Origin of the sequence: Desulfobulbus rhabdoformis (genome assembly GCF_016919065.1) — a bacterium.
Taxonomy (GTDB): Bacteria; Desulfobacterota; Desulfobulbia; order Desulfobulbales; family Desulfobulbaceae; genus Desulfobulbus; species Desulfobulbus rhabdoformis.
Map to the genome: position 1 here is coordinate 20444 of NZ_JAFFQA010000018.1, position 15346 is coordinate 35789.

At 52.2% G+C, this 15346-nt stretch carries 12 protein-coding genes; 5 read left to right on the forward strand and 7 right to left on the reverse strand.

Annotated features, from left to right (window positions below; genetic code table 11):
* The first annotated feature begins 158 nt into the window (after positions 1 to 158).
* Positions 159 to 899: a tRNA threonylcarbamoyladenosine dehydratase gene (locus tag JWJ90_RS10995; protein WP_205227273.1), complete on the forward strand. Its 741-nt coding sequence runs from the start codon at positions 159 to 161 to the stop codon at positions 897 to 899.
* Positions 900 to 950: 51 nt separating this feature from the next.
* On the opposite strand, the gene JWJ90_RS11000 is transcribed toward JWJ90_RS10995, so the two are convergent.
* Both JWJ90_RS11000 and JWJ90_RS11005 read right to left on the reverse strand, forming a co-directional pair.
* Positions 951 to 4445, reverse strand: coding sequence for a hybrid sensor histidine kinase/response regulator (locus JWJ90_RS11000; protein WP_205227274.1), 3495 nt, complete (start codon positions 4443 to 4445; stop codon positions 951 to 953).
* A gap of 12 nt (positions 4446 to 4457) precedes the next feature.
* A complete protein-coding gene (locus tag JWJ90_RS11005; RefSeq protein ID WP_205227275.1) occupies positions 4458 to 5855 on the reverse strand; it encodes a tetratricopeptide repeat protein in 1398 nt (465 codons plus the stop codon).
* A gap of 306 nt (positions 5856 to 6161) precedes the next feature.
* On the opposite strand from JWJ90_RS11005, the gene JWJ90_RS11010 reads away from it, so the two are divergent.
* The 3 genes from JWJ90_RS11010 to JWJ90_RS11020 all read left to right on the forward strand — a co-directional run bounded on the left by JWJ90_RS11010 (position 6162) and on the right by JWJ90_RS11020 (position 8730).
* On the forward strand, positions 6162 to 6683 hold the full coding sequence (locus JWJ90_RS11010; RefSeq protein WP_205227276.1) for a hypothetical protein: 522 nt from the start codon (positions 6162 to 6164) through the stop codon (positions 6681 to 6683).
* A gap of 306 nt (positions 6684 to 6989) precedes the next feature.
* Positions 6990 to 7589 (forward strand): flavin reductase family protein, encoded by a 600-nt coding sequence (locus JWJ90_RS11015; RefSeq protein WP_205227277.1) that lies wholly within the window; start codon positions 6990 to 6992, stop codon positions 7587 to 7589.
* A 31-nt stretch (positions 7590 to 7620) separates the two neighbouring features.
* Positions 7621 to 8730 carry a tetratricopeptide repeat-containing S1 family peptidase gene (locus JWJ90_RS11020; RefSeq protein ID WP_205227278.1) on the forward strand — a complete coding sequence of 370 codons (1110 nt, stop codon included), beginning with the start codon at positions 7621 to 7623 and terminating at the stop codon, positions 8728 to 8730.
* A gap of 12 nt (positions 8731 to 8742) precedes the next feature.
* Here the strand turns inward: JWJ90_RS11020 and JWJ90_RS11025 are convergent, their stop codons facing one another.
* A complete protein-coding gene (locus JWJ90_RS11025) occupies positions 8743 to 9207 on the reverse strand; it encodes an arsenate reductase ArsC (RefSeq protein WP_205227279.1) in 465 nt (154 codons plus the stop codon).
* Positions 9208 to 9760: 553 nt separating this feature from the next.
* Here JWJ90_RS11025 and JWJ90_RS11030 point away from each other — a divergent pair.
* Complete coding sequence (locus JWJ90_RS11030) at positions 9761 to 11074, forward strand: hemolysin family protein (protein WP_205227280.1); 1314 nt, start codon at positions 9761 to 9763, stop codon at positions 11072 to 11074.
* 200 nt (positions 11075 to 11274) lie between these two features.
* Here the strand turns inward: JWJ90_RS11030 and JWJ90_RS11035 are convergent, their stop codons facing one another.
* Genes JWJ90_RS11035 through JWJ90_RS11050 form a run of 4 tightly spaced genes read right to left on the reverse strand, consistent with a single transcriptional unit; the run spans position 11275 to position 14953 of the window.
* Positions 11275 to 13173 carry a TonB-dependent receptor plug domain-containing protein gene (locus JWJ90_RS11035; RefSeq protein ID WP_205227281.1) on the reverse strand — a complete coding sequence of 633 codons (1899 nt, stop codon included), beginning with the start codon at positions 13171 to 13173 and terminating at the stop codon, positions 11275 to 11277.
* Between the two features lie 49 nt (positions 13174 to 13222).
* Entirely contained in the window at positions 13223 to 13591 is a 369-nt protein-coding gene (locus JWJ90_RS11040) for a DUF2149 domain-containing protein (RefSeq protein ID WP_205227282.1), read from the reverse strand.
* Position 13592: 1 nt separating this feature from the next.
* A complete protein-coding gene (locus tag JWJ90_RS11045) occupies positions 13593 to 14198 on the reverse strand; it encodes a MotA/TolQ/ExbB proton channel family protein (protein ID WP_205227283.1) in 606 nt (201 codons plus the stop codon).
* Positions 14198 to 14953, reverse strand: a complete 756-nt coding sequence (locus tag JWJ90_RS11050) for a DUF2162 family putative transporter (RefSeq protein WP_205227284.1) — start codon at positions 14951 to 14953, stop codon at positions 14198 to 14200. Before JWJ90_RS11050 ends, JWJ90_RS11045 begins: the two co-directional genes overlap by 1 nt.
* Between the last annotated feature and the right edge of the window lie 393 nt (positions 14954 to 15346).

Sequence of the window (15346 nt, forward strand, 5' to 3'; positions counted from 1 at the left end):
CGGGGCGGTCGGTTGAACCTCAGGGGGATATCGATGAGGTTATCGATTCCGGTTACAGAAAAAATCATTGGAAAAAACTCGCCATTTTGTGCACCCTTGGTATATTCCCGCGCTTTATTCACGGAATCAGGATTATTTGAAACAATACGCACAAGGATATGGATCGGTTTTCCCGCATAGAAAAATTACTGGGGCCAGAACCCTTTGCCCGCCTGCAAGCCAGTTATGTGGTCGTGGTCGGGCTGGGAGCAGTGGGCGGTTATGTCCTGGAGGGATTGGCCCGCGGTGGCATCGGTAAGCTTCGTCTCTGCGATTTTGATGTTATCGGCACGACCAACATTAACCGGCAGATTCTGGCCCTGGAAACCACACTGGATCGGTGTAAATCCGAGGTGGCGGCAGAACGGGTGCGCTTGATCAACCCCGCCTGCGAAGTTCAGGGGATGCAGATTTTTTGCGATGAACAGACCGTGCACACCATCCTTGATCCAAGGCCGGATATGGTTGTTGATGCCATTGATTCGCTTGGGCCCAAGGTGCAGTTGCTGAAAACCTGCCATGAGCTTGGGATCCCGACGCTTTCTTCCATGGGGGCTGCCCTGCGTACCGATCCAACGAAAATTGGCTTTGCCGACCTGAGCAAGACCCGTGGCTGCCCGCTGGCAAAGCGGGTACGTAAGCGGCTACGACGTCTGGGGATCGAGCAGGGGATCGGATGTGTGTATTCTTCTGAGCCGGTGGATTTTGCTTATGAGGGACCGCAGGAAGAAGAAATTCCCACCATGGCATGGCGCGGCTGCCCGCGTAATGTTTTAGGCAGCATGCCCACCATTACAGGCATTTTTGGTTTGACCCTGGCCAACCAGGCGCTGCTTGCCCTGAGCCGTCCTTCAGACTAACTTCGGTGTCCTGCTCGCCAGGCTGGCAGGTGCCGGCCGAGGAGTTGGGACTCAATGAGGTCCGTTTACCTCTTTCGTTAGTACTTGCTTGAGCAAAGCACCGAGTTTTTGTTGGGAATACGGCTTCATTAAAAAGCCCTGGATTCCCAAGCTTTTGGCCTGGCTCTTGTCAATAATATGGCTGTACCCCGTACAGAGGATAATGGGCAAATCCGGACGTATCTCCAGAATCTTCTGAGCCAGAACTGATCCGGTCATCTCCGGCATGGTCTGATCGGTTATGACCGCAGAAAATTTATCCGGGGTTCCCTGAAAAATTTCCAAGGCGTTCCTGCTGTTGGTGCAGGTGGTCACGTTGTACCCCAGCATTTGCAACATTTCCTCCCCCATTTCCACGAGCATCTCCTCATCATCCACCAAAAGAATGTTTCCGCTGCCTTGAATATTCGAGATGGTAACGGGTTGAGCCGCTAGTGACGTACCATCTACGGCTGGCAGGTAGATGTGAAAGATCGCTCCTTTGCCTGGTATACCGTCATAGGTAATGAAACCACCGATTGTCGTGACAATTCCATGGACAATGGCAAGCCCCATTCCTGTACCTCTTCCAGTTTCCTTGGTGGTGAAATAAGGGTCAAAAATTTTATCAAGAAGCAGGGGGGGAACGCCCGGCCCGGTATCGGCGACCGTGAGCCGGATAAAGGTTCCTGGTTGAACCTGGGGCTGAGAGCGGAGGTCCGCTTCCGTAAGGGTGCAGCCCTTCAGGGCGAGACGCAGCCTGCCTCCGGTTTTCTCCATGGCGTGAAAGGCGTTGGTACAGAGGTTGATCACCACCTGCTGAAGTTGGACCGGATCGGCAAGTGTATAGAGATCTTCAGTTTCTATCTGGGGTTCTATGGTGATTGTGGAGGGAATGGTAGAGCGCAGCAGCTTGAGTGCTTCTTCGACACTTTGAGCGGGCTTGAGTTTGATGGGCTTGGCCTCTCCCTGGCGACTGAAAGCAAGAATCTGGCGAACCAGGCCGGTGGCCCTTTGAGCTGCATCGAGTACCATCTCCAGGTCATATTCAATTTTACTGTCTGGTTTCGCCTTGTTTTTTGCCATTTCGGCGTAGCCGATCACCGCGCCGAGAATATTGTTGAAATCATGGGCGATCCCGCCAGCAAGGGTGCCGATGGCTTCCATCTTTTGTGCCTGGACCAACTGCTGCTCCAGCTGTTTACGCGCATCAATCGCTTCTCGCAGCTCTGTGATATCGTTCAAGTACCAGAGGCGACCATAGGGGATACCATCGATGACAATGGGGACCAGGTCGCGGAGTATGGTCCGCTTGTTTTTTAACCTCAACTCATCGTTTTGTACCAGTGTATCCTGGGCGATCAACTTTCTGATGCGGGTGATCTCTGCCTGAGGATCGTCAAACGCCACCGAGATTGTTTGCATGAACTCCTCACTGCTCATGCCTATAATCTGGTCTGGTGTTTCTTCAATCCCTGTCAGGTCACAGAAGGTCTGGTTGATAAACTCGATACAGTCTTGGGTGTTGACCAGCAGAAGACCAAGTTGCAGGTTGGATGTGATGATGTGGGTTTGCTGCAGTGCGTGTTGCAGTTTTTCGTCCGCAAGTTTTCTTTCGCTGAGATCACGGCAGAAACTGACGAATCGTCCTTCCTTCTCATTGAGATAGCTCACAGAGATCTCAAGAGGGATCGTTGAGCCATCCTTGCGCTGGTGGTCGGTCACAAAACATTCACTTTTAAGTCCCTTGATCCGGCTGCTGTGTAGGGCCACCTCCTGTTCCGTATCGTGAATGTCAATGCTACTTATGTGTCTGCCGATCAACTCCTTTTTAGAGTAGCCGAGCATGGCGCAGTAAGCCCCATTGGTTTCAGTGATGAAGCCATTTCTATCAAGGACCAAAAAACCATCAGCGGTTGTTTGTAAAATAGCGTCAAGAAAGAGTTCCCGTTCCCTGACAGCACGCTCTGCCTGAATGCGTTCGGTAATATCATGGACAATGGAACAGAGGAGTTGCCTTCCCCCTATCATTATCGGCCCGGAGTGAATCTCCACATCACGCAGTTGGCCGTCTGCTAGCCGGTGCTGAAAGTGAAACAAATTTCCCTGGCCGGCAACGGCCATGGCCATCTTCTCTTTGAGTTGCAGTAAAGGCATGGGATTGAGCAGGGTTATCTCTTTACCCACAAGCTCTTCCCGTGGATAGCCGTAAAACTCACAGGCCGCCGGGTTGATGTCTTCTATAATTCCTGTCCGGGGATTGAGCAGGAAGAATATCGAATGGTTGTTGTTATATAAGCTGGCATACTTAGTCTCACTTTCCACCAGAGCCAGCTGTGTGCGCCTGTTTTTTTGCAAGGTAAGGATGAGCAAAAAAATGATACCTGACTGGACCACAAAGAAAAGGCTGCCAAGCCAGACCGCTTTTTTGTGCTGCTGGTAGAGGGACACGGGGGAATTAAGAATCCGAACCCCTTTAGGCAAAAGCTTCTCCGAAATGTCGTATTTTTTTAATACGTTGTAGTCAACGATACTGATGTTGGGGCTGGTGGCGGTAACCGGTATGGAGGCTGGAGGAATGTCATGCAATATGCGCAGTGCCATCCTGGCTGCGGTTTTCCCCTGTTCATAGTGTGAGATGACCTTGCCCCCCAAAATGCCATCGCCAAGACCGTGGTTCCAGAGGTGAAACAGCGGACGGCTGAGATTGCCTAAGATCAGGTGCAGGCTGTCGGAAAAAGTCATGCGTTGCCCGTTCGTGTCCGCATAAGCAGACAGCAGCAGGACACCGGTAGCCTCACCAATGGACTGCAACTCTTGTGCATAATCAGCAAAGGTGTATTCACCAAGGTTGAGCGCCTTAAAATCAAGGTGGGGAAAATTTTTTGCTACCTGCCTGAAGGTGGCCAGGTCACCCTGGCTACTTGGGGTGTTGTCGACCAGGGCGAGAATGGTTGTAGTGTGCGGCTGCAAGGCAAGCATCATTTCGACAGTTTGGGCCATGGAAACCGCTTCAATAACTCCGGTTATATCCTTGCGTTCATTCTGTGCCTTGGCTGTGGCGATATTGTTGACCCCGAAGAAGACCAGAGGTTGGTCGGGGAAGAGTTGGTTTTTCGTTTTCAGCAGATACAGTAAAGCCGCATCGTCTGCGCTCAGTACCAGATCGTATGGTTTTGTGTGGGTAAGCTTGTAGGTCAATTGCTGGTGAAAGAGGCGTTCGTGTTCTTTCTCGGCAAACCGTTTGCTGTCCATGAACTCGACATCCAGGTGAATGCCTTCTTTTGTAAAAACCGATTTGATCCCGTTGATCTGTTCAAAAAAGGTGGGAAATCCGGGGTGGTATGAGCTTATGAGCAGGACCCGTTTGGGAGACAGTGCGCCTGCCTGCGGGTAAACAAGGCTTGCAAGAAAGATAGAGGCGATGAAGAGAACAAGACACCAAACGATGAGAGTTTTTCCAGGTGTCCCCCGCAGGAGTTTTACCGGGCGAAGGAGCGGTTTGTTGGTTGTATTCATTGATGTCATGGAATTTTGCGGCTACTCCTGATCTGCATTCACCTGCTCTGCAAGTTCGTCCAGGGTGATGATGCTGTCAAACTCAGACTTTTCCCAAAGCCTGTGCAGCAACTCTTGGGTGTGTGCATCTGCCTGCTGCAGATTTTTAAGGAAAAAGACCATGGCCGTGCTCATACGATAGCTGTCTTCCTGCTCGGCAAAGCTGTCAATGGCCCTTTTAAACCATTGCCCCGCCTCTTCGTGCCTTGCTTGTAATTGTTTGAGATACCCAAGCTGGCCATAGGTTCGAGCGGCGTCAAAATATTGCTCTTCCTGCTCGTAGAGTAGGCGGGAGCGTTCGTACCAGGTTTCGGCTTGCTGGTACAATTTTTGGCTTTGTGCCACACCTCCGAGTTGATTGCAAGTGGCCGCCATGGCCAAGGGCTGATCCAAAATTTCGTACAGGGCAAGTGCCTGGGTGTAGCAATACTGGGCCGAGGCGAAGTCGCATTGTTCCTGGGCAAGGATACCCAGCTGGCTGTGGGTGTTGGCCAGGCTGCGATTGTCCCCCTGTTGCTGAAAAATATCCAGCGCCTTGTGGTACCATTGTTCGGCGGTATCAAAGTAGCGTTGCTCCTGGGCAATACGTCCGAGTTGGTGATAGGCAAGAGCTGCATCGTGCTCGTTGCCCTCCTGCTCAAATATTTGTAATGATTTTGCATACCAGGATTGAGCTGCCTCGTAATCTTGCTGCTCCTGGGCTATACGGCCAAGCTGATGGCAGGTGCTGGCGGCGGCATGCGCATTGCATCGCTTTTGAAAGAGGGCGAGCGCTCGAGTATACCAGCGGTTGGCAAGAGCCTTATCACCTTGTTTTTGCGCTATGCGACCAAGCTGGTGGCAGGCTCCTGCTATTCCTTGATCGTTTTGCTGTGCTTCAAAGAGGGTTAATGCCTTTTTATAGTAGGCTGCGCTTTGATCCAGAGTGTTCTGTTTGAAGGCAATGGCCCCGAGCTGGTGAAAGATGATGGCGCGGTCATGGCTGTGCTCTTCCTGCTGAAAGAGGGCAAGGGCCTGTTCAAAATGTTTTTGGGCGGTATTGAGGTTGCCTTGTTTTTGGGCAATGCGGCCCAACTGGTGGTAGGCATCGGCCTCTATCTGGGGCAAGTTGAGCTGTGCTCCTTTGCTGGCCAACTCAGCAAAACGCTGCTTTGCCAGATCGAATTCATTTCTGTCAAAAGCGGCCAAGGCCAGAAATTGGTTAAGCGTAAGAGTGGCCTCTGGCATCTGCAGTGTTTGGGCGAGCTGCATCGCCTGTTGATAAGGGGCTTCGTCTTCGGGCTGGCGCATATGCTGACCTGTAGGCTGCTCGGCACTCAGCAACGCAGCCTGTCTTGCCATCTGGACGACAAAATCCTGCTGCTCTTCGCGACTTGGCATGGTTGCCTCACGTTGCAATAATCATCAGAAACGGGGGGGCATCTGTGCATGGTATAATTCTATTGTACGGCTCCGGGCAAAATTGTGAAATTCAATCTGCATACCAGGGACCCCCTGGCAGAATTGTCGTTTGTGGCTATAGTTGAGAACATCTGTATTTTTCCCGGTCCGTTACGTCTCCCGGCTGTACGCCACCTTCATTGTTCGTAATAAGCCTTTGATGTGCGTTTTGATTGGTATGTCGCAAAAAGCGATACTGACACCTTGATGCCTGCACATGGATTCAGTTGAAAACGAGGAAGAAGAATGAAAAAAATCACTGTTGTCTTACTGACGCTCTGTGTCAGTGTTGCTCTGGGCTCTCCTGCTCGGGCGGATTTATCAAGTTTTCTCTATGAGTTGAATGTTCAGGCCCGTGGCAACCACCAGGATTATGGCCTGCGTTTATCCTCTCAGTTTGGAGTCGCTCTTCCCAATGTTGAGTTACTCCTCCGTTCGGTATCATCCCCGGCTGATGCCTTTATGTGTTTGCAAATTTCTCAAATGCTTGGCGTTCCACCGCAACGGGTGTTGCGAACGTACCAACAAAATAGAGGGCAGGGGTGGGGGAGAATTGCTCAACAAATGGGCATTAAACCCGGCTCTGCAAACTTTCATGCTCTCAAGCAGGGGAATTTCACCTTGAAGCAGGTTAAGGGACGCAATCCAGAATATCCTGAATACCAGGGATCTCGGAATCCTGGAAAAGGTCAGGGGAAAGGCCAGGGTAAGGGACACGGTCATGGCAAGGGACGCGGTAAGGGACAGGGGAACGGGCCGAATAAATAACCTGGTTCAATGTGCCCAACGCGAGGTGCCTGGTCTGTCCTGAGGGAATAGGGGGGGAGATTTGCTCCGCCGAAAGAACTGTGTTTTTTTGAAGGGTGTCTTGAATAATTAGATTTTTCAATCAAGGTCAAGGATTGCTGATAATTTTACCGCAGGCATATGTTTGATATTCCGAGGATAAAATTATCAGCATGACGCCGAGATTGGCAGAAAAAGCAATTATTCAAGATTCCCTGAAATACACCCTGCAACGAGTTGGAAGAGCTGTGCATCTTCTGCACAAACACGAATAATTTTAAATGTACTATGGCAAAAGTTGATTGGAAGCCGGGGACTATGATTTTCCCCTTGCCCGCGGTTATGGTCAGTCTAGGGGAAACACCAGAAGAGTATAATATTATAACCATTGCCTGGACCGGAACCATCTGCTCCGACCCGCCGATGTGCTATATCTCTGTGCGACCTGAGCGTCACTCTTACGCAATCCTTGCGCGAACACGCGAGTTTGTGATCAATCTCACCAATGCACCGCTGGCCTTTGCCACGGACTGGTGCGGTGTACGATCAGGGAGGAAGTATCGGAAATTTGAAGAAATGGGACTGACCGCTGGATCAGCGAGCCTGGTAAAAGCGCCTCTTATCGAAGAGGCTCCCATCAATATCGAGTGTAAGGTGGTGGAAATTAAACACCTGGGAACCCATGATATGTTTATGGCCGAAGTGGTGAATGTTAAGGCGGATGAGCAGTACATTAATCCGAAGAACGGTGCCTTCATGCTCCATAAATCCGAGCCTCTGGTTTTTGCCCACGGCGGCTACTACTCCATGGGGCGTAAAATTGGTAAATTTGGTTTTTCCGTGGAGAAAAAAGCGGAGAATGCCTCAAAGCACACCAAAAAAAAGTAAGATGATGGGAATGTACGGAACCAGGGTGGTGATGAGCTTAGTTTTTCTGTGGGTGCTTGCGGGGAGCCACACTATCTGGGCCCAACAGGAGAAGGCACGCACCCTGTTTGCCCGAGTTGGTTCTTCCCTGGTGACGGTCAGCACCGTGAAAACGTCAACAGATGCGCCTTTGCGAGGCAGCGGGATTGTTATTCGTCCCCATCAGGTGATTACCTCCTGCGCCCTTGTCTCCGAGGAGGGGGCGATAGAGATCCATGTCGGCAGCAGGAGCATGGCTGCAACCCTGCTTCTGGCCGACCAGGACAGGGAGCTGTGCCTGCTGGCAGTACCGGGGTTGAATTCCAGACCAGCGCAACGGGGAGCCAGCACATCTCTCGTGCAACAGGGATCGGTCTGGGGAGTTGCCGGGACCGGTGGGGCCAATGCGGTCGAGCCCGCAATTATCACCCAGTTGCGAGGAACCGTGGGGCCACTCATCGAAACCACGCTTGTGGCGACTCCCTCCCTGTTGGGGCGCGGAGTGTTTGATCAACAGGGGCACCTGGTGGGTATAACCACGGTTTTTAAGCAGGGAAAGCGACAACTTTACTTTGCAGCACCTGTTGAGTGGCTGAGTTCGCTCCATGCTGGCCGGGGGAAGGATGGGGCCAGCCGCAGTCTCTATTGGCTGAAACGGGCTGCCCTGGCTGAAAAAAATGCAGACTGGGCAGCTCTGCGCGAGTTGAGCCAGAGTTGGAGCGGTGAACTCCCGGAAAATTCCACCGCCTGGCACAGTCTGGGCTATGCCTGTATTCAACTGGAGCAACCCCAGGAGGCTTTACAGGCTTTTCAAGAGACCGTGCGTATCGACCCCAGTGATATTGACGGCTGGAGTAATATTGGTTTTGCCCAGTCCGATCTGATGCATTTTTCCGAAGCTGCCCAGGCCTATGAGCAGGTGGTCAGCCTGCGGCCGGGCGATGTGGAGGGCTGGTTGAATTTGAGTCTGGCCTCTGCTGCTGCCGGTGAGCATGCTCGTTCGTTGAAGGCTCTGGATGCATTGAAACAGTTGGATCCTGTCAAGGCCGGGGAGCTGCAGTCGTATTATGATCAGGGCGGTTCACTGCGAATACAGGAGTCACATACCCACAGGCATGAGTAACCTCCTTGCTCCCTAAATGAAGCCTGTTCCTTTGAGAACCGTTTGCCTTGTTTGGCGATAATCATTGATAAAATTTTCTACCCGACCCTTAATTTGGTCGCGTATTGTGCGTATAGTATGCAGCTTGGTCTGTTGATCCCCCTGAACCCGGGATGGAGCATCAAAGGGCCAATGTAACCACCGGACTCGTCGGGGAAAAATGGGGCAACCGCTGTCGAGCAGCTGTGGATAGACCGATATCACAACATCGTAATATCCCACCTGTTGCCGAAGATCGAAAACGGTTTTTGTGGTGTTGTTGCTCAAGTCGTAGCCGAGCTCATCCATGGCCTCAATAACCAGCGGGTTAAGCGTGCCCGCCTCTATACCGCAACTTTCAACAAAAAAATCTTTATTGCCTCCCAGCTGTTTAAGAAAAACTTCCGCCATTTGACTTCGTGCTGAATTGAGCTCGCAAACAAAAAGAACACGCAGCATCGTATGTACTCCATCGTGATGTCAACGTTACCTCAGAGTGAGGGAAGATTCCGCTTGGGGAAAGCATTGTCGTCTGTGGGGGCTGAGGACTCGCCTGCTTTGCTCGATTCTGCAGAAGGAAGCTCCAGCCTGTACCCCGCTAGAAATGCGCCCCGGCCGTATTGCGGGAATGGGTCATGACGAAACCCGAGTTGTAAAGAAGATGAGTATGACCATGCAAAATAGGGGGAAGGTTTCCAAGGCATCCGCAGTCGCAGCGTGATTGCACCTCTGGGAGAGAGTTCGTGAAAAGATAAATATAGAATGGAAAGCGGTTTTTTGTCCGTTTTTATCTTTTTTGTTATTGACGGTAAAACAGTGAATTATTTGATTGGTAGTGCCGTTTTTTTTCAGCCTGTGTACAAAAGCGGATTGCTCGTTGCGTTTGAGCGAAAAAAAATTCGGATGGTGCAACGTCTTGTTTTTCAGAAGAGAGACAATGTGCCTAAATAACACATCGAGGAACAAAATCGCCTAATTTGACACGGTCTTCTTGAGGAGAGGTCGCCTGATTATGGACATCGTTGTATTGCTTTGTTTGATTCTACTCAATGGCCTTTTTGCCATGTCTGAGATCGCAGTGCTCTCCAGCCGGGAGGTACGACTGCGTAAGTTGGCTGGTGAACGCCACCGTGGCGCGCAATCTGCCCTGCAACTTAAAAATGCTCCGGCCTCATTCCTCTCCACCGTCCAGGTCGGCATTACCATGGTGGGGATCTTAAGTGGTGCCGTGGGGGAAAAGGCTCTGATTGTTCCCCTTGGTCAGTTGCTCGCATCAATTCCCATGCTTGAGAGTTCTGCCCATACCCTGGCCATGGTGCTGGTCGTGATCGGTCTGACCTATGTCACGGTGGTGATCGGGGAACTGGTCCCCAAGCATCTGGGCCTGTTGATGCCGGAGAAGATTGCCTCCAAGATCGCACGTCCCATGCGCATGCTCTCACATGTGGCAGGACCCTTGGTTTGGATGCTTGCCTCTTCCTCCAAGGGGCTTTTGCGCTTCCTTGGTGTCCGTGATAGGCGGGAAGTCACTGTCAGTAACGAAGAAATACGGCTGCTGATGGAGCAGGGAGCCAAAACCGGAGTCTTTCATGAGAGTGAACAGATGCTGGTGGCCAATGTACTCAGGCTTGATGAACTCCCCATTGAAGCGATCATGACCCACCGTCAGGATGTACAACCCCTGGAACTGGAGTGGCCTGAGGAGGAGATGCGCGACTACCTTGCCCATTGCTCGCATTCGCGCATCATCGTGTGCCGAGGGGGGTGGGGGGAGATTGTTGGCTTGCTGAGAACGGCGGACCTTCTTCAAGGGGCTTTTGCCAATGCTCCCTTGAATATTGAGTCCCACCTGCGGCCGGCCAGCTATGTGCCTGAGCATAACACCATCACCCAGCTGTTGGACCATTTTCGAAGCGCTCAGCTCCAGTGCGCGCTGGTCGTCGATGAGTACGGTGAGATACAGGGGCTGGTGACGCTGGCTGATGTGTTGACCTCCATTGTCGGCCAGGTGCCCGTTGATCCCACCGACTCGCATGCGATCACTCCGCGGGAGGATGGCTCCTGGCTTATTGATGGGCAGGTCGCTATTGACTGGGTCAAACAGACCCTAGGAATGCGCGAGGAGTTACCCGGAGAAGAGCACCAGAATTATCATTCCCTTGCCGGATTTATTATTCATGTGCTCGGTCGAATTCCTGTTGAGTCGGATCAGGTGCAGGCTCAGGGCTATGTTTTTGAGGTGGTGGATATGGATCTGCACCGTATTGATAAGGTGCTCGTCTATCCGGTCAGTGAGGATGAGGGAGAGGCGGAAGAGGCTTGGTGAGAGCTCTTTCCCAACCTCGAATTATTATCTTATCTGATCCTTCCCTATCCTTGATCTGTAGGAGCGTGGCCATGCTCGCGACCATTTGTTGCTAACCAAAGAATAGTCGCAATCTTCAATGCATCATGCATATCCCCTGGTATTGACTACGTTGGTGGTGAGGCACGACCCCAATACCACCAACTTTCCTTCACAAATAATCAAAAAGTGAGATTCACCCCCGTCATAAAACGAACCCCTTCATCCGGGTAGCCGTAATGAATGGAATAGCCGGTGTCAAAGAGGTTGTTGATATTGACAAACCACTCGGCCTGCATACCCGCCAGAGTGAAGGGCTGGATGGCCTTGCAGTCCAGGGTTATGTAATCATCGAGTCGTTGGTCCTCAAGGTTTTCCATCTCGCTGTACTGCTTGCCGGTGTAGCGCAGGCTTGTCTCCAACCGTGTTTTCGTCTGGGAGAGAGTGGAAAGCAGGGTCAGCTTGCCCTTGACTGTGGGCGTGTAGGTCATCTCGTTACCGGTATCTTCTACCTCTGAGTCCTGCAAGATCAGGTTGGCCTCCAGACGGAGATTGTCATTGAACGCATATTTACCGTTCAACTCTATGCCGTGCCGCCAGGCGCTGCCACCATTAACAGGGCTGTAAATGCGGGTGATGGCGTCGCGCTGGTAGAGAATGGGATCGTTTGTTTCGCTGCGGAACAGGGTCATCTGCAGGCGGGCTGTTTTACCGTAGCTGTATTCCAGCCCACCATCCATGGAGAGGATTTTTTCTTTATCCAGATCAGGATTTCCCCGTACCTGGTCAATGGATCCGTGACTTGGCTGATAGAGCTGGCCAAAAGAGGGGATGTTGACGCTGTGCCCGATATTGGCCTTCATCACCCAGCCTCCGCCAAGCACATGATGAATCCCCGCCGAAACGCCGGGGTTAAAGTCGAACCCCGTAACCCGATCGCCTCGAACACCGGCTGTCAGGGTCCAGTCATCCCATTTGCGATCCGCCTGCATCCCAAGCCCGGCGGTAATCCGGTTATGTTCGCCCGATAAGGTGTGATCCAAATCGTCATTTTCAATGAGGCCACTGGTCCTGATGGCCCAGCGGTCCTGATCATCGTTCCAGTTATACTCAGCCTTGAGTCCGATCTTGTCGTCATTCAGGGTGGAAACCAGGCCGGACTCGCTTTTATCCTCAAGCTCGATGGTATCGCCATACAGGTTTAAGGTGTAATCACCGTTTGACCCCACCAAGCCACTGAGACGACTGTCAAAAGAAATTTTTTCATAGGATTGGCGGGCATTGGGGGTGGGGTTGTCCACCGGGCCGGGAGAACCGGAATCAGAGGTGTAGTAGCGGCCATTGATTTCAAACTGCTGGGTGTCGGTTATATCACCGTCCCAGTGCAGGGTGAAGTTGCCGCTGTCCAGATCCTTGTTGGCGCGTTTGCCGTCACGGTGCTTACCTGTGGCCGAGGCCATCACCGACGAACCGGATTCCAGCTGCATCTGGTGGCTGGCGCTGGCCTCAACCGTCCCGTAGGAACCGACCGCGCCACGCAGCTTGGTGACATGGCTTTTGGGAGATGCACCATTCCCCCTGATCCCCTTGGTGACGATGGAAATTGCGCCATCCGTTGCCCCTGAACCAAGCCAGACAGGGACCGGCGGCTTGAACACGGTGATCGATTCAATGGTCTCCACCGGTATACCTGCCAGATCAACACTGCCAAATTGATTGCTGTTGAGGGGGCGTCCATTTAAGAGCACCAGGACCCCACCGGATTTTCCCGAGCCGCGTATGGAGATACGGGAGCCCACCCCGGTTGACTGTTTGACCTCCACGCCGCCCATGCCGTTCAAGGCTTCTTCGACGCTGAGCATGTTGCGGCTTTCGATTTCCGTGCGCCCCATGACCTCTACCATTCCCGGATTATTGTCGGCGAACTCGCTGAGCCTGTCCGCGGTGACCTCCACCGTGCTCATGATGGTAGGCGCAGGCCCCTGGCTGCTGTGATCGGCCAGGGCGAGCTGGGGCAGGAAAACGAGTGAGCCGCAACAAAGGCTCAGATACGTGGTGCGTTTTATGAAAGGTTGGTGCATGGGGTGACTCCTTTGTATCTGAAAAGAAGGGGATCCTTGGATTCAGGGTTTATGGTTTGGAGGTGTCCGGAACGTAGACCATGGAGCCATCCTCGAGTTGGTAGGCCACCCCCAGTCGGTTTCCTTTGCCTTGAGCGGTTTCTTTTGTCACACGGGTCGCTGTGATCTGCGTGCCTTTTTTAACGATGATTTCCATTTCACCGGAAGCCTGCTGTTTCATGATGGTCATCTCCGAGTTCTCGTCAAAAAGGTCCTGCAGCCGGTAGACGCTGAACAGGGTGAGGATCAATCCGACAATGAAGACCAGGCCAATGTCAAAGAGGTTGGCCACCCCGGTCATGGGATCGTCATCGCGAAAGGCCATGTCGCTGAATCCTTTGCCCGCTTGACTACTGCGACGTGAGCGAAAGTAGCGCATCTCAGTGCTCCGCCTGGTTGGTCATCATCAGTTCGGTTGCAAGCTCCATATTCTTGATATCCTCTTCAAGCCAGCGTCTGCGGACGGTGTAAAAACAAAAGGCGATGGTTCCAACGGCCAGGCCGACTACCGTAGTTGTGAAGGCAATGACCAGATCAGAGCTGAGTTTAGTCATGTCCCCCTGGCCCAAGGCGGCAAGCCCCGTTCCCATGGGAATAAGGGTGCCGATCAAGCCAAGTGAAGGACCGGTGCGCACCAGAAGACGTAGCTTGTCCATGGATTTCCACAGTTCCAAGGTAGTTGACTGGAGCAGGTTTTCCACGGCCAGTTCCGTGTTGGTGGCGGTTTGTTGAATCGCTTTCAGGGATTTGAGGTAGCGGTTAACCCGGTGTGAGACGATGTTTTCTGTCTGTGCAGATTGCAATGCGCCGGGCAGGTCAATGACCGCACCGGAGGTGAGTCGGGTCCGTTCCAGCCATTCGGCAAAAAAGTTTCCAGCCTGGACAATTACCACCAGTACCAGGATGCTGAGCATCAGGAGCACGGGGTAGAGCAGAGAAGAAGAAACCAGGTAAATAAAGGTTTTAAGCAGGGCGCCGATGTCCATTAGCGGGAACTCCGTATTTTTTGAAAGGTATGGCCAAAACCGGCCGTAAAGGTAAGCAAGGTGAGTACCACCACCGGTGCAAGACTGGTGAGGCTTTGCTGGTGGGTGGCCACGTGGTACTGGGCCAACCGGTAGATCTTGTCGATATCACTGAACTGGGGCAAGACTGCCATGGAGATCAGGAAATAGATGCCCAGAAGCAACATACCGCTACCGAGCAGCGATTCCGCCGATTGTTTTGAGATGGATTTGATGCCCAGCATTATCCCCATGCTCACGAGGCTGATACCTAAAAAAGCAAGGTAAAGCCCACCCACCACCTGCGGGAACTGGTCGGGAAAGAGGGAGAGGCAAAAGGCGATGGAAAAAATGATCACCGTGGCGCAAACCGGGCAGGGCAGGGTCAGCAGTAACCAGCCTCGGCTTGCTGCCCTGTTGTGTTCATGGGGCCTGCGGATCAGGAGCAAACCCCAGCCCACCATGACCGCTGCCAGGATCAGGTGCACCTGCATGCCGGAGCGGAGAAAGCTCTGGATGGAGGCAAAATGGGCTAATGGATCAAGTACGTGAAGTCCCAGGCCGATCAGGGCGAAAAAGAGGGCATAGAAGAGCGAAAACGCCAGTACTTTGGTCAGCTTTGCTTTGAGTGATGTGTTGTTCTTTCTGCCTATGAGGTAGGCCATGCCTATGCCGCTCTTTCCGGCAAAAATGCCGATGCTGAAGAGAACGCCCATGATCAGAGATTTGTAGATCATTGTGCTGTTTCCTTGGTTGATGTTGTATTTGTTACGTCAAGCATGCCTTTTTCTCGAACTGTAGGGTGTCTTGAATAATTAGATTTTTCAATCAAGGCCAAGGATTGCGCAAAATTTTACCGCAGGCATATATATGATATTCCGAGGATAAAATTTTAAGCATGACGAGGTAAGCGCCAGACTCCGCGGGATTGGCAGAAAAAACAATTATTCAAGATGCCCTGTTGGAGCGCGGCCATGCCCGCGACCATCAGTGTTTCGGTCATCTGAGAATTTCCCCACCAAATAATCGTGCCAATTCACCAGGGCAGTAGGTTGGTGGTGAGGCACGAACCCCAACGGAATTGTGCGGTTTCAGATAGTTTCAATGAGTTTTTATTAAGAACTCAACAC

Coding starts and splice junctions, on each gene's coding strand:
- JWJ90_RS11005 (WP_205227275.1), bottom strand. CDS start 5,855: ATGCCAAGTCGCGAAGAGCAGCAGGATTTTGTCGTCCAGATGGCAAGA.
- JWJ90_RS11015 (WP_205227277.1), top strand. CDS start 6,990: ATGGCAAAAGTTGATTGGAAGCCGGGGACTATGATTTTCCCCTTGCCC.
- JWJ90_RS11010 (WP_205227276.1), top strand. CDS start 6,162: ATGAAAAAAATCACTGTTGTCTTACTGACGCTCTGTGTCAGTGTTGCT.
- JWJ90_RS11035 (WP_205227281.1), bottom strand. CDS start 13,173: ATGCACCAACCTTTCATAAAACGCACCACGTATCTGAGCCTTTGTTGC.
- JWJ90_RS10995 (WP_205227273.1), top strand. CDS start 159: ATGGATCGGTTTTCCCGCATAGAAAAATTACTGGGGCCAGAACCCTTT.
- JWJ90_RS11020 (WP_205227278.1), top strand. CDS start 7,621: ATGAGCTTAGTTTTTCTGTGGGTGCTTGCGGGGAGCCACACTATCTGG.
- JWJ90_RS11000 (WP_205227274.1), bottom strand. CDS start 4,445: ATGACATCAATGAATACAACCAACAAACCGCTCCTTCGCCCGGTAAAA.
- JWJ90_RS11030 (WP_205227280.1), top strand. CDS start 9,761: ATGGACATCGTTGTATTGCTTTGTTTGATTCTACTCAATGGCCTTTTT.
- JWJ90_RS11045 (WP_205227283.1), bottom strand. CDS start 14,198: ATGGACATCGGCGCCCTGCTTAAAACCTTTATTTACCTGGTTTCTTCT.
- JWJ90_RS11040 (WP_205227282.1), bottom strand. CDS start 13,591: ATGCGCTACTTTCGCTCACGTCGCAGTAGTCAAGCGGGCAAAGGATTC.
- JWJ90_RS11025 (WP_205227279.1), bottom strand. CDS start 9,207: ATGCTGCGTGTTCTTTTTGTTTGCGAGCTCAATTCAGCACGAAGTCAA.
- JWJ90_RS11050 (WP_205227284.1), bottom strand. CDS start 14,953: ATGATCTACAAATCTCTGATCATGGGCGTTCTCTTCAGCATCGGCATT.